This is a genomic window from Acinetobacter sp. MB5, assembly GCF_003261585.1.
Lineage (GTDB): Bacteria > Pseudomonadota > Gammaproteobacteria > Pseudomonadales > Moraxellaceae > Acinetobacter.
Genome location: NZ_POVU01000002.1, coordinates 367,601 through 388,461, shown reverse-complemented (window position 1 = coordinate 388,461; position 20,861 = coordinate 367,601). Strand labels below are relative to the sequence as shown.

At 42.5% G+C, this 20,861-nt stretch carries 22 protein-coding genes; 15 read left to right on the top strand and 7 right to left on the bottom strand.

Annotated elements, in window-relative coordinates; translation table 11 throughout:
* Positions 1-27 precede the first annotated feature (27 nt).
* Complete coding sequence (gene ahcY, locus C1A47_RS04535) at positions 28-1,410, bottom strand: adenosylhomocysteinase (RefSeq protein ID WP_111892848.1); 1,383 nt, start codon at positions 1,408-1,410, stop codon at positions 28-30.
* 226 nt (positions 1,411-1,636) lie between these two features.
* Here ahcY and C1A47_RS04530 point away from each other — a divergent pair, with 226 nt between their 5' ends.
* Positions 1,637-2,185: a cysteine peptidase family C39 domain-containing protein gene (locus C1A47_RS04530; protein WP_111892846.1), complete on the top strand. Its 549-nt coding sequence runs from the start codon at positions 1,637-1,639 to the stop codon at positions 2,183-2,185.
* 59 nt (positions 2,186-2,244) lie between these two features.
* On the opposite strand, the gene C1A47_RS04525 is transcribed toward C1A47_RS04530, so the two are convergent.
* A complete protein-coding gene (locus tag C1A47_RS04525) occupies positions 2,245-3,393 on the bottom strand; it encodes a DUF1624 domain-containing protein (protein ID WP_111892844.1) in 1,149 nt (382 codons plus the stop codon).
* Positions 3,394-3,542: 149 nt separating this feature from the next.
* Between C1A47_RS04525 and C1A47_RS04520 the strand changes: the two genes are divergently transcribed.
* Positions 3,543-4,478: a DUF4424 family protein gene (locus C1A47_RS04520; protein ID WP_111892842.1), complete on the top strand. Its 936-nt coding sequence runs from the start codon at positions 3,543-3,545 to the stop codon at positions 4,476-4,478.
* Between the two features lie 58 nt (positions 4,479-4,536).
* Here the strand turns inward: C1A47_RS04520 and C1A47_RS04515 are convergent, their stop codons facing one another.
* On the bottom strand, positions 4,537-4,926 hold the full coding sequence (locus C1A47_RS04515) for a carboxymuconolactone decarboxylase family protein (protein WP_111892840.1): 390 nt from the start codon (positions 4,924-4,926) through the stop codon (positions 4,537-4,539).
* 119 nt (positions 4,927-5,045) lie between these two features.
* Positions 5,046-6,059 carry a lipoyl synthase gene (gene lipA / locus C1A47_RS04510; protein ID WP_205669577.1) on the bottom strand — a complete coding sequence of 338 codons (1,014 nt, stop codon included), beginning with the start codon at positions 6,057-6,059 and terminating at the stop codon, positions 5,046-5,048.
* A 197-nt stretch (positions 6,060-6,256) separates the two neighbouring features.
* On the opposite strand from lipA, the gene sthA reads away from it, so the two are divergent.
* Complete coding sequence (sthA, locus tag C1A47_RS04505) at positions 6,257-7,672, top strand: Si-specific NAD(P)(+) transhydrogenase (protein WP_111892836.1); 1,416 nt, start codon at positions 6,257-6,259, stop codon at positions 7,670-7,672.
* A 12-nt stretch (positions 7,673-7,684) separates the two neighbouring features.
* On the opposite strand, the gene C1A47_RS04500 is transcribed toward sthA, so the two are convergent.
* A complete protein-coding gene (locus tag C1A47_RS04500; protein ID WP_111892834.1) occupies positions 7,685-8,911 on the bottom strand; it encodes a GGDEF domain-containing protein in 1,227 nt (408 codons plus the stop codon).
* A gap of 305 nt (positions 8,912-9,216) precedes the next feature.
* Here C1A47_RS04500 and C1A47_RS04495 point away from each other — a divergent pair, with 305 nt between their 5' ends.
* The 10 genes from C1A47_RS04495 to C1A47_RS04450 all read left to right on the top strand — a co-directional run bounded on the left by C1A47_RS04495 (position 9,217) and on the right by C1A47_RS04450 (position 15,897).
* Complete coding sequence (locus tag C1A47_RS04495) at positions 9,217-10,089, top strand: urease accessory protein UreD (RefSeq protein ID WP_227539735.1); 873 nt, start codon at positions 9,217-9,219, stop codon at positions 10,087-10,089.
* A 99-nt stretch (positions 10,090-10,188) separates the two neighbouring features.
* Entirely contained in the window at positions 10,189-10,491 is a 303-nt protein-coding gene (ureA, locus tag C1A47_RS04490; RefSeq protein ID WP_111892830.1) for an urease subunit gamma, read from the top strand.
* A 14-nt stretch (positions 10,492-10,505) separates the two neighbouring features.
* Positions 10,506-10,814, top strand: a complete 309-nt coding sequence (locus tag C1A47_RS04485) for an urease subunit beta (RefSeq protein ID WP_111892828.1) — start codon at positions 10,506-10,508, stop codon at positions 10,812-10,814.
* Positions 10,814-11,263 carry a GNAT family N-acetyltransferase gene (locus C1A47_RS04480; protein ID WP_111892826.1) on the top strand — a complete coding sequence of 150 codons (450 nt, stop codon included), beginning with the start codon at positions 10,814-10,816 and terminating at the stop codon, positions 11,261-11,263. The genes C1A47_RS04485 and C1A47_RS04480 overlap by 1 nt, the downstream gene beginning before the upstream one ends.
* Before the next feature lie 16 nt (positions 11,264-11,279).
* Positions 11,280-12,980 carry an urease subunit alpha gene (ureC, locus tag C1A47_RS04475; protein ID WP_111892824.1) on the top strand — a complete coding sequence of 567 codons (1,701 nt, stop codon included), beginning with the start codon at positions 11,280-11,282 and terminating at the stop codon, positions 12,978-12,980.
* 67 nt (positions 12,981-13,047) lie between these two features.
* On the top strand, positions 13,048-13,530 hold the full coding sequence (ureE, locus tag C1A47_RS04470; RefSeq protein WP_111893095.1) for an urease accessory protein UreE: 483 nt from the start codon (positions 13,048-13,050) through the stop codon (positions 13,528-13,530).
* Positions 13,517-14,182 carry an urease accessory protein UreF gene (locus C1A47_RS04465; RefSeq protein ID WP_111892822.1) on the top strand — a complete coding sequence of 222 codons (666 nt, stop codon included), beginning with the start codon at positions 13,517-13,519 and terminating at the stop codon, positions 14,180-14,182. Before ureE ends, C1A47_RS04465 begins: the two co-directional genes overlap by 14 nt.
* Positions 14,183-14,230: 48 nt before the next feature.
* Entirely contained in the window at positions 14,231-14,845 is a 615-nt protein-coding gene (gene ureG / locus C1A47_RS04460) for an urease accessory protein UreG (protein WP_111892820.1), read from the top strand.
* 11 nt (positions 14,846-14,856) lie between these two features.
* A complete protein-coding gene (locus C1A47_RS04455; protein WP_111892818.1) occupies positions 14,857-15,432 on the top strand; it encodes a HupE/UreJ family protein in 576 nt (191 codons plus the stop codon).
* 213 nt (positions 15,433-15,645) lie between these two features.
* A complete protein-coding gene (locus C1A47_RS04450; protein ID WP_111892816.1) occupies positions 15,646-15,897 on the top strand; it encodes a hypothetical protein in 252 nt (83 codons plus the stop codon).
* Here the strand turns inward: C1A47_RS04450 and rsmD are convergent, their stop codons facing one another.
* Positions 15,898-16,446: a 16S rRNA (guanine(966)-N(2))-methyltransferase RsmD gene (rsmD, locus tag C1A47_RS04445; protein WP_111892814.1), complete on the bottom strand. Its 549-nt coding sequence runs from the start codon at positions 16,444-16,446 to the stop codon at positions 15,898-15,900.
* A gap of 2 nt (positions 16,447-16,448) precedes the next feature.
* Positions 16,449-18,473, bottom strand: coding sequence for a penicillin-binding protein 2 (mrdA, locus tag C1A47_RS04440; protein ID WP_111892812.1), 2,025 nt, complete (start codon positions 18,471-18,473; stop codon positions 16,449-16,451).
* Between the two features lie 318 nt (positions 18,474-18,791).
* On the opposite strand from mrdA, the gene C1A47_RS04435 reads away from it, so the two are divergent.
* Positions 18,792-20,108, top strand: coding sequence for a hypothetical protein (locus tag C1A47_RS04435; RefSeq protein WP_111892810.1), 1,317 nt, complete (start codon positions 18,792-18,794; stop codon positions 20,106-20,108).
* A gap of 74 nt (positions 20,109-20,182) precedes the next feature.
* Positions 20,183-20,842, top strand: a complete 660-nt coding sequence (gene adk, locus C1A47_RS04430; RefSeq protein WP_111892808.1) for an adenylate kinase — start codon at positions 20,183-20,185, stop codon at positions 20,840-20,842.
* Positions 20,843-20,861: the final 19 nt, after the last annotated feature.

The window sequence follows — 20,861 nt, the reverse complement described above, 5'->3', positions numbered from 1 at the left end:
AAGGGGAGGCTAGGAGAGGTCTAAAACTTAGTATTTATAAGCGTCAGATTTGAATGGACCTTCAACAGGTACACCAAGGTAATCTGCTTGGACTTGAGTCAATTGTGTCAACACGCCACCAAAACCTGCAACCATTGCTGCTGCAACTTCTTCATCCAATTTTTTCGGAAGAAGTTCAACACGGATGTGGGCTTGTTTTTCTGCTGCTGGAAGATCAGCAAATTTTTCAGCAAACAAGTGCATTTGACCTAAAACTTGGTTAGCAAAAGAACCGTCCATCACGCGTGATGGGTGACCAGTTGCATTACCAAGGTTCACTAGACGACCTTCAGACAACAAGATCAGGTAATCATTTTCGTTTTCTGTACGATAAACTTGGTGAACTTGAGGTTTAACTTCAACCCACTTGTAACCACGTAAGTAGTTGGTGTCGATTTCAGTGTCAAAGTGACCGATGTTACACACGACAGCGCCTGCTTTTAACGTATCCAGCATTGCAGAGTCACATACGTGGTAGTTACCTGTAGTCGTTACGATAAGGTCAGTGTTTTCAAGCAAATCAAGGTTGATGTCTTCTTTTTTACCTGTTTGTACGCCATTTTTGTATGGAGAAACAACTTCATAGCCGTCCATACATGCTTGCATTGCACAAATTGGGTCAACTTCAGTCACACGAACAATCATGCCTTCTTGACGTAAAGATTGCGCTGAACCTTTACCCACGTCACCATAACCAATCACCAATGCACGGCGACCAGAAAGCAGCATGTCTGTACCACGTTTGATGGCATCATTGAGTGAGTGACGGCAACCGTATTTGTTGTCGTTTTTAGACTTGGTAACAGAGTCATTCACGTTGATTGCAGGAACTTTTAAAGTACCGTCGCGGAACATTTCGTGAAGACGTTGTACACCTGTCGTGGTTTCTTCAGTAATACCGTGAATACGCTCAAGAAGTTCTGGGTATTTGTCATGAACAAGTGCAGTCAAGTCACCGCCATCGTCCAAGATCATGTTGGCATCCCAAGGTGTGCCATTCACGTTGATTTGTTGTTCTAAGCACCAGTTGTATTCTTCTTCAGTTTCGCCTTTCCAAGCAAAAACTGGAATACCGCGTGCAGCGATTGCAGCAGCAGCGTGGTCTTGAGTCGAGAAAATGTTACATGAAGTCCAGCGAACTTCTGCGCCCAATTCAACCAAAGTTTCAATCAAAACCGCAGTTTGAATGGTCATGTGGATACAGCCAAGAATTTTGGCACCTGCAAGTGGTTTTGCAGCAGCATAGCGCTTACGCAAGCCGATCAAAGCTGGCATTTCTGCTTCAGCAAGTTTGATTTCTTTACGGCCGTAGTCAGCAAGATTGATATCGGCAACTTTATAATCAGTAAATGAAGCATTAACCGCGTTCATCACGATCTCCTTTTAATAAAACAATTGTTGATCATTCAGTTCGCGGATGCCGTTGTTGGTTAAATTGATCACTTAACCGATCGTCGAGCCTGGCGCTTTTACATTTGGTACCTGTAAAACGTCGCAGCATCCCTCGACTAGCGAAGTATTGTACTTGGAAATGTGCTGAGTTCCAATCTTGTTTTGTTTATTATCTGGATAATCATTTGGGTAGGTTATAAAAATTATGAAATTAATAAAAGTTCCAAAATCATTACGTCAGCTTCAAGCCAATTGTGGTCCGCTCGCAGTTTGGCTAGTTCTAGATCATTATAAAATTGAAGTGAAGTTAACAACGTTATTAAAAGTCTGCCGACATGATCCTGAAAATGGTACTTTTCCTATAGGGTTAGCTGTTGCCCTAAAGAAATTTGGATTTGATGTTGCTTTTTATGGAGATAAAGACCCAGCACCAAATGAGTTAGAGATTATTTGTTACGATGATGCAGAAAAACGGCATCTGCCAATTCGACCCGCATTAAGTTATCAGGAAATTCAGAAGGTATTTGAAGATCAAAAAATTGTAATCGTATCTTATGAAAGTTTGCAAGGTATAGGTTGTATGTCAGTTGTCTATTCGATGAATGAACAAGAGATTTCTTTCTGTGAAGACCTAGAACCTATGTCAGCCGCAGTTTTTGAACAGCAACGAAAAGTTGAAGGAATCTGTCAGCAAGTGATTGTGGTGGGTGAGTGTAATTATTTGGAGTTTGCATTGAAATGGGCTGGCAAATAACATCGTCGAGTATGAATCCATAAAAAGCAGACCTCCAAAGATCTGCTTTTCTCTTGCGCTTAGAAATACTTCAAAATCGCGATCTGTTTATTGGCATGCTTAAATTTTGAAAATGCCTGAACCACAGGATACAGCGCGACCAGTAAAATCAGCATGATCAGCCATAAGTAACTCACCTGACTGACACCGAAATATTGACCTTGATTTGCTCCCCAAATCTCTACAGCGATCACATAAAGAAGTTTCAGCACATATAAATGTAGAATATAAAAAAACATCGGCACAGAACCCAATACAATCAACGGTTTTACCCATGCAGATTGTTCAACTTTGCTGAGTGCCAATAAAATTAACACGCCTATGCCAGTGTTCCATAAAATAAATAGCAGTGACGGTGGGTATTTTGTCAAATTGAAAAAGCTCATTCCTGTTTGCACGCTACTATTCAGCGATAACCAAGGTTGATCGCCATATACATTGAGTAAACGCAAGATGATAAATAAAGTGATACTTCCCAAAGCATAGCCAAGTAGGCGTTTATTTCGTTGAGCGACTGAAATTCCTAAACTGAAACAACTACGTCCCAAACAATATCCCAATAAAATTACCCCAATCCACGGTAAGACAGGGTACGTGGTACGTAGACGTAAACTTTGCCCAAGCTCAATCCAATCCCGCTGATGCAAAATGCTCCATAGCGCATGTAACCCCGTTACACCCTGAAAACTGACCTGATCCAGCAGGTTGTGCAACGCAATAATGCCAATCGCAAGCAGCCATTGCAGTTTTTGTGGCAAGCCAATCAATAAACTAAGTGCCAACATACTCAGCCCAATCGCCCAAATCACCTGTAAATAAATCACTTGTGGTGGAAATTGTCCTGTCCAAGCAAAATTCACCACTGTAAGTTCTAAAATCACCAAAAATAAGCCACGTTTGAATAAAAATTCACGGGTCATTTTCAGGTCATATTTTTGCTGATAAAGAAAAGCCGATAGCCCTGTCAGCAACACAAAAACAGGCGCACACAGATGTGCCAAAGAACGGCTGAGAAATAGCGCAGGTTCAACCTCTTGGACGTGCATCGGGTCGGAAACTTGATGGTGTAGATAAAAGGTTTCGCGCACATGATCGAGCATCATAATGATGATGACCAAGCCACGCAGCGCATCAATGGCCTGTAGGCGCTGTGAAGAAATAACTGACATAGAAATAAAGTAAGAAAAACAAAGATTATAGTTATGTTATAAAATAACAAAATAATCGTTTAAATCCAATTAGAAAAATGAAGCATGTGGTGAATACAGAGCTTTTCGGCTAAAGTGCGGCATCACAATAAAAAGAGCGGTAAAAGAGAATGAAAAAATGGATTATCTTGCTGGGGCTACTTCCTCTGCAATTGGCATTTGCCAATGACAGTGCGGGTTTTGTAGCAACAGGCGGGGTGCAATATGTGAAAAATCCCAATATTGCCATGCAAACGGAAGACTTGCTGATTAGTCAGAAAAAGGTTCAAGTCGATTATCAGTTTAAAAATCTCACTGAAAATATTCTATTTCCTTTGCCTTTGGTGGAGAGTTGGCACGATAGCGACTACGCAGACACCGCAGATTTGGTTAAAAGTTTTAAGGTGTGGTCGAATGGAAAGCAGATTTCACCACAGGTTCATGTTCGTGCTTTTCTGCCACAGCTTAAATCTGTAAATGACATAAGAGAAAATACACCGATGATTGATGTGACTGCGGAGTTAAAAGCCTGCGGTTGGTCAGATGCTGAGATGATGAGTCCGTGGACAGAAAAATATGATGCATCTGAATTAAGTCGGAAAATGTTGCGCTGTCAGCAACCGAAGCTGCAAAAACTGTTGAAATTGAATGAAGATGTTTGGTGGCAGTCGCAAATTATTTATAGCTGGCAGCAGACATTTTTACCCAACCAACTCACACGAGTTCGCCATCAATACACGCCATTGTTAGGTGGTTCGGTGTATCTAGATCCAGAAAAAGCAAAGTCGGTGTGTGTTGATGACAACCTGAAAAAGGCTTTACGCAAAATGGGTAATCCAACGCCGAATTACTTGGAGATGGGTTATATTTTAAAAACAGGTGCGAACTGGGCAAAACCGATTGAACGCTTTAATTTGACCATTGAGAAACAGCCAAATCAGTTTGTGTCATTGTGCTGGAAAGGGCAATTGAAAAAAGTCAGTGCGACACAGTTTAAGGCGACAGAGAAAGATTTCATTCCTCAGCAGGATATTCAACTCATTTTTATAGATACACCAAGCTCTTAAAAATGCAGATCGACATCTTTGTATTATAAGAAATCAGCAAAGATGTCGATCTAAATCATTATTTTTGAGCTGCCTGATATTCCTGAATCACCTCAAGCGCTGAACGAAATGCTTCTTGAGTTGTAGGTGCACCACAGTACGGCAGGCTATGTAATAAAGTTTCCTGAATTTCTTCTACACTACAGCCATTATTCAGCGCACCGCGCACATGACCTTTCAGTTCAGTTGGTGATTTTTGTGCAACCAGCATGGCAATGGTAATTAAAGAGCGATATTTGCGGGGGAGAACACCTTCACGTTGCCAAGTTGAACCCCAAGCATGTTCATTAATCCAGTCTTGTAAGGGTTGAGTGAAGGGTACGGTATTGTCTTGAGCGCGTTTTACAAAGCTTTCACCCATGACTTCCGTGCGTACTTTTAATCCATTCTCATAATCTTGTTGTGCCATGTCTTGTTTGACCTGTGACGTGTTAAAACTTCACCATACACGCAAAGTCCACATTTCACTATTAGGCTTGAGTCCATAAAAAAGCCCTCTATATGAGAGGGCTTAGAAAGCATTGAAACTTAAGCTTCAATGGTTTGTACGGTAATTTTTTTCGCGGGGTCGACTTTACGGCGCACTTCTGGGACAGGTTCACCGTGGTATTGACGGTCAGCAAAGTAACTTGAACGTACCATAGGTGCAGACCAGATATTTCTAAAGCCAAGTTTACGACCATGTTCTGCATAACGCTCAAATTCTTCAGGCGTTACAAAACGGTCAATTGGCGCATGTTCTTTCGATGGCTGTAAGTACTGACCAATGGTCACATAGTCAACGCCATGTGCATGAAGGTCATCTAACAATGAAATGACTTCTTCTTCAGTTTCACCAATACCCACCATCAAACCACATTTGGTTGGAACGTCTGGGCAATATTCTTTAAACATTTTGAGAAGATTCAAAGAGTGCTGATAGTCTGAACCTGGACGCATGGCTTTATAAAGACGAGGTACGGTTTCAATATTGTGGTTGAAAACGTCTGGTGGACATTCAGTCATAATGCGTAACGCAATATCCATACGTCCACGGAAGTCAGGCACTAAAATTTCAAGTAAAGTTTTAGGGCTGAGTTCACGCGCTTCTTTAATACAGTCAACAAAATGTTGAGCACCACCGTCAAGCAAGTCGTCACGGTCAACTGAAGTAATTACGGCATATTTTAAACCCAAGTTGGCAATGGTTTCTGCCATGTGGCGTGGTTCATCTGGGTCAAGCGCATTTGGACGACCATGTGCAACGTCACAGAATGGGCAACGGCGGGTACAAATATCACCCATAATCATAAAGGTTGCTGTACCGCCACCGAAACATTCAGGTAGGTTCGGACAAGCAGCTTCTTCACATACGGTATGTAATTTTTGTGCACGTAATGTCGTTTTAATCCGTTGAACTTCATCTGGTGCTGTCATCTTGACACGAATCCAGTCAGGTTTTCGTGGCACTTCAGCCGTAGGAATCACTTTTACAGGAATTCTAGCGACTTTCTCTGCGCCACGAAGTTTGACACCCTGTTCAGGTTTACGGCTATTGGTCATATTCAACTTTTCCACTGTTTGACGATGAACTTTTTACTGCGATAGGGGCACAATTATAGCGGAAAGTGAAACTTTTAGGGGGAAAAAGATATTCATAAAATAAATGTTGACATTAAATATATATGTGGTGGAAATAAACTAAAACTTAAGGAATTCAGCTAAACTATGCACTAAACATGATAGTAAAGGAGCATTGAATGTCACGTAAGAAAGAGGTCATGAGAGGGAGTTTTATCAAATACGATGCCGTCGTGCTTGGCTCAGGCCCTGCGGGTGAAGGCTCTGCAATGAAACTTGCCAAATCAGGCAAGCGTGTTGCAATTGTTGAAATGCGTGATCAGCTTGGTGGCAACTGTGCCCATGTCGGGACAATTCCAAGTAAAGCACTGCGTCAGACAGTATCGAGCATTATCCGTTACCAACGTGATCCGATGTTTCAAAAAGTAGGTGAATGGAAAAAATTCACCATGAAACAGGTGCTCAGTCATGCGCACCGCGTGATTCAGCAGCAGGTTGCAACCCACTCACGTTTTTACGACCGTAACAATATCGATGTTTTTCATGGTCGTGCTTATGTTCAAGATAAAAACACAATTTTGGTGTTCACGCCTGAAGGTATTAAAGAAACCATTATTTTTGATGAGTTGGTGATTGCCACAGGTAGCCGTCCATATCAACCACAAGGCTTAGACTTTAATCATCCTCGCGTTTTTGATTCAGATAAAATTCTTGACCTTGACTACACCATTAACAAAATCATTATTTATGGTGCAGGAGTGATTGGTTGTGAATACGCATCGATTTTCATTGGACTTAATCACAAAGTTGATTTGATTAATACCCAGCCGAAATTATTAAGCTATCTAGATGCCGAAATTTCAGATGCTTTGTCTTATCACTTGCGTGAACAGGGGGTGTTGATTCGTCACAATGAACAGATTGATCGTTTGGAAACTTTTGATGATCACATTGTCTTGCATCTACAAAGCGGTAAAAAAATCAAAGCCGATGCGATTTTGTGGTGTAACGGACGTTCAGGAAATACTGATGGTTTGGGTCTGGAAAATGTGGGTTTGACGCCTAATAGTCGTGGTCAGTTAACCGTCAACGAAAAGTATCAAACAGAAGTACCAAATATCTTTGCAGCAGGTGACGTGGTTGGTTGGCCATCTCTTGCATCAGCAGCCTATGACCAAGGGCGCTGTGCTGGTGCGAACATGAGCGGTGAAGAAAACGTAAAACCTGTAACCGACATCCCGACGGGAATTTACACCATTCCAGAAATTTCATGTTTTGGTAAATCTGAACAACAATTGACCGAAGAGAAAATTCCGTACGAAGTTGGACAGTCTTCTTTCCGTCATTTAGCGCGTGCGCAAATTACGGGCGATACTGTGGGTGAATTAAAAGTCTTGTTCCATCGTGACACTTTAGAAATTCTAGGCATTCACTGTTTCGGGAATAATGCTTCTGAGATTATTCACATTGGGCAAGCAGTGATGCAAAGTCCAAATAATACGTTGAAGTATTTTATCGAAACGACATTTAACTATCCAACCATGGCAGAAGCATATCGTGTTGCTGCACTGAACGGGCTAAATCGTTTATTTTAATATTCTAAAGTTTTAAGCAGGAGGACACTGGTTGTCCTGCTTTTCGCACGGTATTGAACAACATGTAGATTGAGTGTTTAGCATTTGCATTTGTTGTTCAATATAAGGGTGCGTTTCTCCATAACAACGATACTGATTTTTCCCTTCATGTTTGGCAATATAAAGTGCCTGATCCGCCTGAGCAATTAAGTCATTTGAAGTTTGTTCCGTTAAATTCGGACATAAACTTGAAACCCCAATACTGTAGGTAATATTTATAGAGGCATCATCGTGGCAAATTCGGGTTTTGGAAGATTGCTGCATTAAACCTTGTGCCATTTGGTGAATTTCTGTACCTGATTCACAGATCTTGATAAAAACAAATTCCTCTCCACCATAACGTGCAAAAAATCCACCAACCTTACGTGAATAACTTGCCAGTGCATCGGCAACAAGCATCAGACAAATATCTCCAAATGGATGTCCATAGCTATCATTAATGTTCTTAAAATTATCGATATCAATGATCATCCATGCCAAGCATTGCTGTTCAGTTTTTGCTTGTTCCCATAAGCTTTTGAGCTGCTTGTCTGCACATAATCGGTTTGGTTTTTGAGTCAGAAAATCGGTAAACGCCATATTTTCCAAGGTCATTGATTTTTGTTTGAAATAGGAAAATGTAATGAGTGCATGCCAATAATCGTGAAATTTGAGCTGAGATGATCTGAAAATATATAAAATATTGAGGGCAGCTAATGGAAGAAAAATCAGATTGTCTGAAGAGCGCTCGACCAATACGGATGTTAGGGCAGGCAAAAGCATGGCAAGCGGCACCATGATTTTATAGATTGGATCAATCGTTAATAGTAAGGATGTTGCGGTACATAACACCGCTGTAATAATAATAAAGGGAACAGTTATGTTATAACTGACATGTAAATAGATACACCATGAACAAATTGAACCCAGCATTAAACAGGGAATAATAATAATAATGGTTAAGAGTAACCGAGCGCGATGAAAATTATTTTGCAGAATCTGGTTAAAGCGATAGTGCAAAATAATATGTAAAAAAAGAATAATGAGAAAGAAAAAACAAATAGGATAATAAGTTTCCTGAATGAAAATATTATTTTGGTTATTTAAGGCGATAATTAACCAGCAAGGTAAGTAAATGAATGCACTAATAAAAGCTCTACGCTCCAATTCTTGCATTGCACTGATAATAATTTCATTGTTACATTCAGGGAGGTTGAACATAGTTACGATTTCATATAGCTTGAACCACTACAGTCGCTATTGTACAAAAATAATGCCAATAGTGAGAGCTTTTTTAATCAGATGAAGGCATATTTTTATTTAAAATAAAATTGTTACTGATCTAAAAAAAACTATGAATAAAATCATATAAAAATAGAGAATTAAACTGATTTATTTTATCCACTAATCTATCTCTAATATATGGAATTTATCTTTTGGTTAAATATTGAGATTTAGTTTAAAAAGTTGGCGCAATTTTCGCTAGATAAATTACACGATAAAGTGAAGCTAAATGTATGAGTCATATGCAAAATGCCTTGATCACAGGGATATCGCAGCCTGAACGCTGGTATGCACGCTTAGAATTAAAATTTACCGCGCAACAAAAACGCACCATATTAAGTCATAGAAAACATTTTGGCCCGCTTCGGGTGCAAAAAATGTTATGGCCTGAAAAAACAGGGGTGTGTCATAGCATCATTGTACATCCACCTGCGGGGATTGCGGGTGGAGATCATTTAACCTTTGATATTGAAGTGCAAAAACAGGCACATGCTTTAGTCACCACGCCTGGCGCAGGAAAGTGGTATAAAACCAATGGAAAACAAGCCTTTCAACATACTTATTTACAGGTACAAGAACAGGCAACTCTAGAGTGGTTGCCTCAAGAAGTAATGCTCTTTAATGGTGCAAATGCCTATTCGGAAACGCACATTCATCTGGCACAATCAGCTAGCTTTATTGGTTGGGATCTGTTGGTGCTTGGGCGTCAGGCGCGTCAGGAAAGCTTTGAAACAGGTCAGTATCATAATCAATTGCGGTTATGGCGTGCAGATACGCTATTGGTTGCAGACACCTTGCAATTTCAAGGCAATGACCGCTGGTTAAGCTCCTGTTTGGGGATGAATCGGCAAGCAGTGCTTGGCAACTTGTGGGCGGTCGCGCCTGAGCAGTTTCGAGCAAGCGTGATCTTAGAAGAACAGGTTGAGTTAATTCGTGAATTAATGATGCGTATGAATGTTCCTGTCACATTAACTCTATTGAATGATGTGGTGAGCGCACGTTATCTAGGACAAGACACACGGCAATGTCACGATGCTTTTGCTGCGATTCGGGCGCGTTTGCGTCGCTATTGGTTTGATCTGGATGAAGAATTTCCACGCATTTGGCGGACTTAAATTACGTCATATTGCTTATTTTCAAAACATCCAATTTCATTAAGCTGTGTTTTAGCACATATTTTGCTTAGTTAAAGGCAAATAAATCAGGAAAGAGATATGGAACTCAATCCCACAGAAAAAGATAAGTTACTCATATTTACAGCGGGTCTTGTGGCCGAGCGTCGTAAGGCACGTGGTTTAAAACTGAATTACCCAGAGGCAATCGCCTTTATTTCAGCGGCACTACTTGAAGGTGCGCGAGATGGGATGAGTGTTGCTGACCTCATGCACTATGGTACGACTTTACTTGGGCGTGAAGATGTGATGGATGGTGTTGCGGAAATGATTGCCGAAGTGCAAGTAGAGGCGACATTCCCTGATGGTTCAAAACTGGTCACGGTTCACCAACCGATTGTTTAAACAGGAGAATAAACATGATTCCTGGAGAAGTACTGACCTCAGGTGTAGATATTGAACTCAACGCTGGGCGAGAAACTTTAAAAATATCCGTCAGCAATATCGGTGATCGACCGATTCAGGTTGGTTCACATTTTCATTTTTATGAAGCCAATGATGCCTTGCAGTTTGACCGTGAAGCCAGTAAAGGTTTCCGTTTGAATATTGCTGCGGGAACGGCTGTGCGTTTTGAACCTGGGCAAAGCCGTGATGTTGAATTGGTGGCGTTGGCAGGCAAACGTGAAGTCTATGGCTTTGCGGGACGTGTCATGGGAAAACTGGATTGATGATGCAGATTCGGCAGGCTAATCCTCAAGATGTTCAGGCAATTCAAGCTTTAATTCAGCCTTATTTGGCAGATTTCGTCGTTGATGAATCGGGCTTGGCACATTTTAGTGAGCAAGTGGTGATGGACTTTATTCATCATTCCGAAGTGCATTCATTTGTTGCTGAGCAAGATCAGCAAATTTTAGGCGTGATTGCGTATCGTGAGCCTGCGCATCTGCTGCATTTTTTTGTGGATCAGCATCGCCAGTCGCAAGGGATCGGGAAGCAGTTATGGCAATGGGTCGAGCAGCACGCCTTGCAGCAACCGATTCAGGAGTTTACGGTCAATTCGAGCTATGCTGCACAAGAGGTGTATCGCCATTTTGGTTTTGAAACCGTACAAGATGTGAAAGAAGCACATGGGCTACGTTTTATTGCCATGAAAAAGACTTATCCCGCAACACAATAAAATTAGGGTGAAAATCATGAAAATGTCGCGTCGTGCGTATACGGAAATGTTTGGGCCTACCGTCGGCGACCGTGTCCGTTTAGCCGATACTGAGTTGTTTGTCGAAGTGGAACAAGACTTCACGACCTATGGTGAAGAAGTTAAATTTGGTGGTGGTAAGGTCATCCGTGACGGGATGGGGCAGTCACAATTACTGGCGGACGATGTCGCGGATACCGTGATTACCAATGCCTTGATTGTCGATTGGTGGGGCATTGTCAAAGCCGATGTTGGTCTGAAAAATGGACGCATCTGGAAAATTGGTAAGGCAGGCAACCCTGACATTCAACCGAATATTACCATTCCACTCGGTGCAGCCACCGAAGTGATTGCAGGTGAAGGGCAGATTTTGACGGCTGGCGGTGTCGATACACATATTCACTGGATTTGCCCGCAGCAAGTGGAAACAGCGCTGATGTCGGGTGTGACCACCATGGTCGGTGGTGGAACAGGGCCTGCTGCTGGAACATCGGCAACCACAGTGACCCCAGGCCCTTGGCATATTGGCACGATGCTGCAAGCGATTGATGACCTGCCAATGAATATTGGTCTGCTGGGTAAAGGGAATTTAAGTTTGCCAGATCCGATTCGTGAGCAGATCAAAGCAGGCGTGATCGGGTTGAAGTTGCATGAAGATTGGGGTTCAACCCCTGCGGCGATTGATAACTGCTTAAGCGTTGCTGATGAATACGATGTACAAGTGGCGATTCATACCGATACCTTAAATGAAGGCGGATTTTTGGAAGAAACCCTTGCAGCATTTAAAGGGCGTACCATCCACACCTACCATACCGAAGGCGCAGGCGGTGGACATGCACCTGATATTTTAAAAGCTATTGGGCAAAGCAATGTCTTGCCATCTTCAACCAACCCAACCCGTCCTTATACCATCAACACCATTGATGAGCATTTGGATATGTTGATGGTGTGCCATCACCTAGATCCAGCGATTGCCGAAGATGTGGCTTTTGCAGAAAGCCGTATTCGTCGTGAAACCATTGCCGCGGAAGATATTTTGCAGGATATGGGTGCAATTGCCATGATGTCTTCGGACTCACAAGCAATGGGGCGTGTCGGTGAGGTGATTATTCGCACATGGCAAACTGCCCATAAAATGAAAGTGCAGCGTGGCAGTTTAGAAGGTGACAATGCCCAGCACGATAACAATCGTGTGAAGCGTTATATCGCCAAATATACGATTAACCCTGCGATTACCCATGGTTTGAGCCATGAAATCGGTTCGGTTGAAGAAGGGAAACTGGCGGATTTGGTGTTGTGGAAACCTGCCTTTTTTGGGGTAAAACCCTCCATGATCATTAAGGGGGGGATGATTGCGGCTGCACCAATGGGTGATATTAATGCCTCGATTCCAACGCCTCAGCCTGTGCATTATCGTCCGATGTTTGGTGCATTCCCGCGCGGGGTACATCGTACATGTTTGACGTTCTTGCCGCAGGTGGCGATTGATGTGGGTATCGCAGAACAGCTCCAACTGAAAAAAATGATTAGCCCATGCAAAAACACCCGCGACATCAACAAGCAGGACATGAAACACAACAGTTATTGCCCTGTGATGGATGTACATCCTGAAACATATGAAGTACGTGCTGATGGTGAGCTGCTTACTTGTGAGCCTGCGGATGTTTTGCCGATGGCACAGCGTTACTTCTTATTTTAAAAAAAGATTTGAGAGAATTTTGCAATATTGTGCAAGAACAAAAGCCATGGAAAGTGAGTATGACGACATGAAAATTTATACCCAACGTCTTGACAATATCGCAGTGGAACAGCCTTTTGATGTGGTGGAACTGAGCTTTGATACCCGTCAGAAATCACGTTTTCGTGCCACATTAAACAATGGAACGGATATTGGCGCAGATTTGCCACGCACGGGTATTTTACGCAGTGGTTCATTGATTGCCACGCCAAGCGGTGAAATTTTACGGGTCGATGCCAAAGCTGAACGATTAATGTGTGTGACTGCACCGACTCAGTTTGACTTGCTTAAGGCGGCTTATCATTTGGGTAATCGTCATGTGCCATTAATGTTGACTCCAACCGCTTTGTATTTCGAGCCAGACCATGTTTTGGCTGAAATGGTGGAAGGTTTAGGTTTAGCGGTGAATGAAGTTGAGCATCCATTTGAACCTGAAAGCGGGGCATATGCACAGCACAGCCATGATCATCGTTTAAGCCCGATTAAGGCTTTACATCATGTCCATCACTAATGCAGCGCAACTGCTGAAGTTATTGACGCTGTCCTCGACTGCATTGCCAGTCGGTGCGTACTGTTATTCGCAAGGTGTAGAAAGTGCCATTCAGATTGGGCTGATTCAGGATGAAGCCAGTAGCAAAGCGTACTTTGAAGAGGTACTGGAAATGTTGCTGGTACGTTTTGAATTGCCGATGTTACAGCGCTTAATGCAGAGCTATGCAGACACTGAACAGTTTGACCAATGGGCGAATCTGTACCGAGCCAGTCGAGAGAGCAAAGAATTTTTGGCAGAGTCGCAGCAACTGGCATTTTCTTTAAATGCATGGATTAAAGATGTGCTGCAAATTCCTGTGGAAGTCAAAAAACAGTTTGGTTTTGTGCCTGTCTATGCACAGCTCTGTGGACGCTTAGAACTTGGACTGGTTGATGTGCTGACGGCATATACCTTTACCGTACTGGAAAATCAGGTCTTGGCTGCTGTGAAAACTGTGCCACTTGGACAAATCGCAGGACAGCGGATTTTATGGTATGTACATGGTTTGATTCCCGATGCCATACAGCGTGCCATGCAATTGCAAGATCATGAAATCAGTAGTGCCTTGCCACACTATGCCATGCTGAGTATGCAGCATGAAACCCAATATTCACGATTATTTAGATCATAAAAAGATTGCCTTGTTTCATGAGTGCAATTCGTTAAGAAGGAAACAAAAATGTCAGAACGTAGCCCATTGCGTGTCGGAATTGGTGGCCCAGTAGGGTCAGGCAAAACCGCATTAACCTTAAATTTATGCCGTGCTTTACGTGACAAATACAACATGGCAGTTGTGACCAATGACATTTATACCAAAGAAGATTCGAACTTTTTAACCCGTAATGAAGCCATGAATCCTGAGCGTATTGTCGGGGTGGAAACGGGTGGTTGTCCGCATACTGCGATTCGTGAAGATGCATCAATTAACCTTGCAGCGATTGATGACTTGTGTGAAAAGTTTGATGGATTGGAGCTCATCATCATCGAAAGTGGTGGTGATAACTTGGCAGCAACCTTTAGCCCTGAATTGTCTGATTTGACCTTATATGTGATTGATGTAGCGGGTGGTGAGAAAATTCCACGTAAAGGTGGGCCAGGTATTACCAAGTCAGACTTGTTGATTATTAATAAAACCGACTTGGCACCGATGGTTGGCGCTAACTTGGACGTGATGGATCAGGATGCCAAGCGTATGCGTGGTGAAAAGCCCTTCCTATTTTCAAATATGAAAACCCAAGATGGTTTGGCAGAGATCATTAGCTTCATTGAGAAACAAGGTTTATTTAAATCATAAGGAGTCATGGCATGAAAATTTTAAAAACATTGAGCAGTGCTTTGATCCTGAGCGCATTACCTGTGCTTACGATGGCACACCCTGGGCATGAATTTCCACAATTGGGCTTTTTAAGTGGTTTTGTCCATCCATTTACTGGACTCGATCACATGTCTATGGCAGCAGGTCTGGGTGTATTGCTTTGGAAAACCAAACGCCAATGGCAAATGTCGGGTGTGGTTGCGTTAGTGGCTGCTTTACTGATTGGTTTTGTGGTTGGTGCGCAAAACCTATTTAGTGCATCGGTGGCAGAATATGGCATTGTGGCATCGTTAATGATGCTGGCTGTAGCATTGTGGCGTAAACACAATGTCATGATGCCTGTGGCAACAGCCGCTTTGGCGATTTTCCACGGTATGGCGCATGGGGTTGAACTCAGTTCACATGGGCATTGGGCAGGGTTGATGCTTGGTATGGTGACTGCAATGGCGTTGCTATACGGTATTGGTTTGGGTGTGGGCGCTTTGCTTGAGCGTTATATTCCAGAGCAGGGTCGTAAAATCGTAGCAGGTGTCGTAGCACTGGTCGGTCTGTTAGGCTTGGCGTAATTTAGCTGTTGTTAGACATTAAAGAAAAGTTAAAGTAATCCGTTGCTTTAACTTTTTTTACTGAAGTTCATCGTTTTTCACACGCGCTTACATGATGTTTTAATCGGTTGCAAAACTTCAGTGAAACCACGTTTCAATTTACATCACTCAGCAAGAGTTTTCATCGAACTTCCTCAACAATAGCGCAATGCTATTCTACTGATTAAGCTTGCCATGAAGTATTTTTGGATTAGCCTGCTGTGTCTCATTTCGTTAAATGGCTGTATGGTGCCACATGCTCATGCCACGCAGCTTAAGTACATTATCTTGTCTTCTAAACCGCTAAAGCCATTACATATTGAAAATGGTTTTCATGATGATGATGGACGTGAGCATGAGCCACAACAGACTCGTCGTGAAACTGCCTATGCAGAAGACTTGCGCCATGATGATCCTCCTGATCAGGAGGAAGTCAGTGAGTTATGATCAAAGCTGTTTTTGAAATAAACCCGCCTGAACCTGACCTGCTTTGGTCTGCTTGAGGAGCTTCCATGAAGATGGGAGCTTTAAACTATTAAGTGCTCGGTCAGCTTCCACATAAATCAAGCCCTGATCTTTTAAATGGACATCCGCAAGTTCAGCCAATTCCTGCCACAAATCCAAGCTATAAGGTGGATCAAGAAAGACCAGATCAAACGCTTGATTGAGCTTGGGTAAAACACTTTGGGCGGTGTTGGTATAGAGTTGACAATTTTCAGCTTTTAGCAATTGAAGATTGTCTTTCAGGAATTTAGCTTGATTACGATCAGGTTCAATCATCACCAGTTGTGCTGCGCCACGTGATAACGCTTCAAATCCGAGTGCACCTGAACCTGTACAAAGGTCAAGGACAACAGCATTTTGAATATCCCACATTAACCAGTTGAACAGGGTTTCACGCACACGATCAGGTGTTGGACGTAAGCCATCAATTGAAGCAAAGCTCAACTGACGTCGTTTCCATTCTCCACCAATAATACGCAACTGATTTTTCATGCTTATTCCGTGATTTCTGCTTGCTGTGCTGCTGTGTCAGCTTTTTGCTTTTGGGTCATTTGCTGTGCTTTTTGGCTATTCGGTACAGCATTTGGATCGGCTTGTAATATGCTTTGGCCACTTGGTAACTGACTTGGCTGAATTCCTGCAGTCATCAAGCTGCCTGTAATCTGATGCGTCAATGGACGAATTGGGTTGGTTTTACGCTGAAGCATCCAGTAGTCAAAGACAGGACGTGCAAGCTCTGCTGCAGCACCACCATGGCGACCATTTTCCAAAATTACAGCAATTGCAATTTGAGGATTTTCAGCAGGGGCAAAGCCAACAAACAAGCCATGGTCAAGCTGACGTTCAGTGAGTAAAGCTTCGTTATACTTTTTACCTTGTGCAATACTTTTTACCTGAGCTGTACCTGTTTTTCCTGCAATTTGGTAGGCATTGGTACGAATACGACGCCCTGTTCCCTGATTAATTACATTGACCATCGCATCACGCATTTTGTTCCAGTCTTCGTCGGTTCCGTTAAATTTAACACGGCCGTCGGGTGCATTGCGTACAGGAAATGGTTTTGCACCTCGAGAGCTACTGACTACATGGGGTACAAGATGATAGCCGTGATTGGCAACCATAGAGATGGCCATGGCTAACTGAATCGGAGTCGCGGTAAATGCCCCTTGTCCGATGCTGACAGAAATGGTTTCACCTTTAAGCCATTTGGTTTTACGCGTACGCATTTTCCATTCAGGACTTGGATAAAGCCCCGAACTTTCGCTTGGCAAATCAATCCCTGTTTTTTCACCAAAGCCAAACTGGCGCATCCATGCATTCATATGCTCAATCCCCATTTGGCTGGACAGAACATAGAAAAAGGTATCGCAAGATTCTTGAATGGCTTTGTTGAGATCGACAATACCATGACCATTTTTTTTCCAGTCACGGAATTTATGTGAATCCCCTGGTAAATGGAAATAACCCGGGTCATTAATGGTCGTTGACCAATCAATCACGCCATAGTTGATCCCCCCTAAACCTTCGACTGGTTTAATGGTAGATCCTGGTGGGTAAACCCCTTGTAAGGCGCGGTTATAAAGCGGTTGGTCAAGGTTATCACGTAAAGCGACATAGTCTTTGGTGCTGATTCCTGAAACGAACAGGTTCGGGTTAAAGCTTGGACTTGATACCAAGGCTAGAATTTCACCTGTGTGAGGATCCATGGCGACAATAGCACCACGACGACCTGCGAGTTGCTCAGATGCAACCATTTGCAGGCCATAGTCCAGTGAAAGATAGAGATCATTACCACGAACAGGGTCTTTTTTACCTAAATGACGTAGCACATTACCATGTGCATCAGCTTCTACAGACTCATTGCCGGGTGTTCCATGCAATAAGTCTTCATAAGACTTTTCAACCCCGATTTTCCCGATCAGGTTAGTTCCTGCATAGACATCTTTATTGATTTTCTTTAATTCACGGTCATTGATTCGTCCGACATAACCAATCACATGGGCAAACAATTCCCCATATGGATAATAGCGCGTCATTTGCGTTTCGATATTGACTCCAGGAAACAGATATTTCATTTCGCTGAATTTTGCAATCTCGGTTTCATTCAGATTGAGCTTGAGGGCGACGCGTTCGGTTTTCTTGGCAGTTTTAATTCGGCTAGTAAAGCGGTCAATATCGTCTTGGGTCAAATCAAGAATAGGAATCAGTTTTTTAACTGTACCATCGATATCTTCGACGTCGGCTTTACTCATGGTTGCAGTAAAGACAGGGTAGTTGTCTGCCAGTAAAATTCCGTTGCGGTCATAAATGTAACCGCGAGCAGGCGCTAATGGCTGTAAACGAATACGGTTATTGTCTGAAGCAGTCTCAAATTCCTGATAGTGAAAGATTTGCAAATACACATATCTTGAAATGAGTGTAATAAAACATAAAACGACAAGACCGATGGCGATGAAAATTCGACTACGAAAAAGGCGTTTTTCTTCTTGAACATTCTTTAAGGGAAAATGCTGCTTCATATTCGTATCGTCAATCAGCCAGAGGAGAATTAAAGGCGGATTATTTTAACTCAACATTGGCATGAAAGTAGCAAGTATTTTCTTCATTCTGTGTAAAACTTGTAGTTTGTCTGATTTGCCATCAGTTTTTATGTGAATGTTGTTATAGTTCATCATAGAAACCTGCTAGATTGTAACGTAGAAAAAAACTAGAAAATCATCCTTGTGAAACAGTCAAATGCTAGTCTTACAAATTTGGTATACTTTAAGCAGTTGTATTCGTTCAAAATAGCCATTTTCTTGATTGAACCCCTGAAGTCATAGCGCACGAGAGCATTCATGTTCGAATTTATTAGTCATTTATGGCAAGTTTTTATGCATCGCCCCGACCACTGGGCGGTAATAAGTATTATTCCTGTGACTGCATTTGTAACTTGGGCGCATGTGTGGATGGCACTCAAAATGGTCTTTTACCCGATTCATTTCTGGGGTTTTCATGTTGGAAATGTACCTGTGGGTTGGCAGGGGATCGTGCCACGTAAAGCAGGACGTATTTCAGGGATTATCACAGATAACACCTTAAAAAAAATTGGATCACTGAGTGAGTTTCTTCAGGCAATGGATCCTGAAGAAATGGCAAAGATTATTGGTGAACAAGTCAATCATGAACTTGAAAACCTGATTGACGAGATCATGCTCGAACGTAATCCTGTGCTTTGGGAAAATATTCCGTATTCCATTCGTCGTCGTATCTATGATCAGGGACATAAACAGTTGCCGGCCGTTCTTGAACATTTGGTGACTGAGCTGACCTACAATGTCGAATCACTGGTCGATATGCGTGAAATGGTCGTTAGCCAAATGGAAGCTGACCCCAAGCTTATGGTTCGCATGTTCCTGAAGGTTGGACAAAAAGAAATTAATTTTATTTGGCATATTAGTGCCTTGATTGGTTGTTTCTTTGGCTTATTCCAAATGGTGGTTTGGTTCTTGGTGCCTTGGCACTGGACAGTCCCATTTTGGGCATCAATCTGGGGTTTTCTCACCAATTGGATTGCGATCTGGATGGTGTTTAATCCACTCTATCCGCATTACGTTCGTTATCCACAATTCTTTAGACGGACTAAACAGCATCAGTTTCCATGGATTGTGCCCGTGATTCCTCGGATTGGAACTTACAATATTCAGGGTGCATTCATGAAACGTCAGGAAGAAGTTTCCGATGTGTTCGCTAAAGTTGTGACCGAAGAGTTGATTACTTTAAAGACCATTATGAGCGAAATGATGTATGGTCATTATAAGGAAAAAACGCGACGCATTGTTAAACAGCATGTCAATCAGATTATGGATACGCCTTTGGTACGCACCACATTGCAATTATCTTTAGGGCCAAGAGAGTACGCGAAGTTAAAAACAGACTTGATTGACCGCTCAATTGAAATTACGATGGTACCTGTTAGCGATCCTGCATTTAATGCAAGTCGTGCACGTAAAATATTTCAAATGTTTCGAGATCGTATTCGCGAGCTAACTCCAAGTGAATTCCAGAATTTGTTACGTCCCGCATTTAAAGAGGATGAGTGGATTTTGATTGTATTGGGGGGGGTAACTGGCTTTATTGCTGGTACAATACATTTGTTTGTTGCTTTTTTATAATACTTAACAGTTTCAGAGATTTAAAATCTTTGGACAGGTTAAGACTGTTTTTATTTTAGATGAGGATTTATTAGATGCGCATTATCTTACTCGGACCACCTGGCGCAGGTAAAGGTACTCAAGCTCAGTTGATCTGTAAGCGCTATGATATCCCACAAATTTCAACTGGCGATATGCTCCGTGCTGCGATTCGTGAAGGAACCGAATTAGGGTTGAAAGCGAAAAGTGTAATGGAATCTGGTGGTTTGGTTTCTGACGATTTAATTATCGGCTTAGTCAAAGAGCGTATTGCTCAACCTGATTGTGTAAACGGCTGTATTTTCGATGGTTTCCCTCGTACCATTCCTCAAGCAGAAGCGCTAGAGAAAGAAGGCATCAGCATCGATCACGTGATTGAAATTGATGTGCCAGACGAAGAGATCGTGAACCGTCTTTCTGGTCGCCGTCAGCACCCTGCATCGGGTCGTGTTTACCACGTTGTCTATAATCCACCAAAAGTGGAAGGTAAAGATGACGAAACTGGTGAAGACCTTGTTCAACGTCCAGACGATCAAGAAGAAACCATTCGTAAACGTTTGTCAGCTTACCATGCTGAAACTGAACAATTGGTTGGCTTCTATCAAGGTCGCGCAGCATCTGGTGAAAATGCACCAAGCTACGACAAATTGAACGGCTTACGTCCGATTGATAATGTTCAAGCTGATTTGTTCGCGATTTTAGATCAAGCGAAATAATCGACTTTGACAGATAAAG

Coding starts and splice junctions, on each gene's coding strand:
- ahcY (WP_111892848.1), bottom strand. CDS start 1,410: ATGAACGCGGTTAATGCTTCATTTACTGATTATAAAGTTGCCGATATC.
- C1A47_RS04530 (WP_111892846.1), top strand. CDS start 1,637: ATGAAATTAATAAAAGTTCCAAAATCATTACGTCAGCTTCAAGCCAAT.
- C1A47_RS04525 (WP_111892844.1), bottom strand. CDS start 3,393: ATGTCAGTTATTTCTTCACAGCGCCTACAGGCCATTGATGCGCTGCGT.
- C1A47_RS04520 (WP_111892842.1), top strand. CDS start 3,543: ATGAAAAAATGGATTATCTTGCTGGGGCTACTTCCTCTGCAATTGGCA.
- C1A47_RS04515 (WP_111892840.1), bottom strand. CDS start 4,926: ATGGCACAACAAGATTATGAGAATGGATTAAAAGTACGCACGGAAGTC.
- lipA (WP_205669577.1), bottom strand. CDS start 6,059: ATGACCAATAGCCGTAAACCTGAACAGGGTGTCAAACTTCGTGGCGCA.
- sthA (WP_111892836.1), top strand. CDS start 6,257: ATGTCACGTAAGAAAGAGGTCATGAGAGGGAGTTTTATCAAATACGAT.
- C1A47_RS04500 (WP_111892834.1), bottom strand. CDS start 8,911: ATGTTCAACCTCCCTGAATGTAACAATGAAATTATTATCAGTGCAATG.
- C1A47_RS04495 (WP_227539735.1), top strand. CDS start 9,217: ATGCAAAATGCCTTGATCACAGGGATATCGCAGCCTGAACGCTGGTAT.
- ureA (WP_111892830.1), top strand. CDS start 10,189: ATGGAACTCAATCCCACAGAAAAAGATAAGTTACTCATATTTACAGCG.
- C1A47_RS04485 (WP_111892828.1), top strand. CDS start 10,506: ATGATTCCTGGAGAAGTACTGACCTCAGGTGTAGATATTGAACTCAAC.
- C1A47_RS04480 (WP_111892826.1), top strand. CDS start 10,814: ATGATGCAGATTCGGCAGGCTAATCCTCAAGATGTTCAGGCAATTCAA.
- ureC (WP_111892824.1), top strand. CDS start 11,280: ATGAAAATGTCGCGTCGTGCGTATACGGAAATGTTTGGGCCTACCGTC.
- ureE (WP_111893095.1), top strand. CDS start 13,048: ATGAAAATTTATACCCAACGTCTTGACAATATCGCAGTGGAACAGCCT.
- C1A47_RS04465 (WP_111892822.1), top strand. CDS start 13,517: ATGTCCATCACTAATGCAGCGCAACTGCTGAAGTTATTGACGCTGTCC.
- ureG (WP_111892820.1), top strand. CDS start 14,231: ATGTCAGAACGTAGCCCATTGCGTGTCGGAATTGGTGGCCCAGTAGGG.
- C1A47_RS04455 (WP_111892818.1), top strand. CDS start 14,857: ATGAAAATTTTAAAAACATTGAGCAGTGCTTTGATCCTGAGCGCATTA.
- C1A47_RS04450 (WP_111892816.1), top strand. CDS start 15,646: ATGAAGTATTTTTGGATTAGCCTGCTGTGTCTCATTTCGTTAAATGGC.
- rsmD (WP_111892814.1), bottom strand. CDS start 16,446: ATGAAAAATCAGTTGCGTATTATTGGTGGAGAATGGAAACGACGTCAG.
- mrdA (WP_111892812.1), bottom strand. CDS start 18,473: ATGAAGCAGCATTTTCCCTTAAAGAATGTTCAAGAAGAAAAACGCCTT.
- C1A47_RS04435 (WP_111892810.1), top strand. CDS start 18,792: ATGTTCGAATTTATTAGTCATTTATGGCAAGTTTTTATGCATCGCCCC.
- adk (WP_111892808.1), top strand. CDS start 20,183: ATGCGCATTATCTTACTCGGACCACCTGGCGCAGGTAAAGGTACTCAA.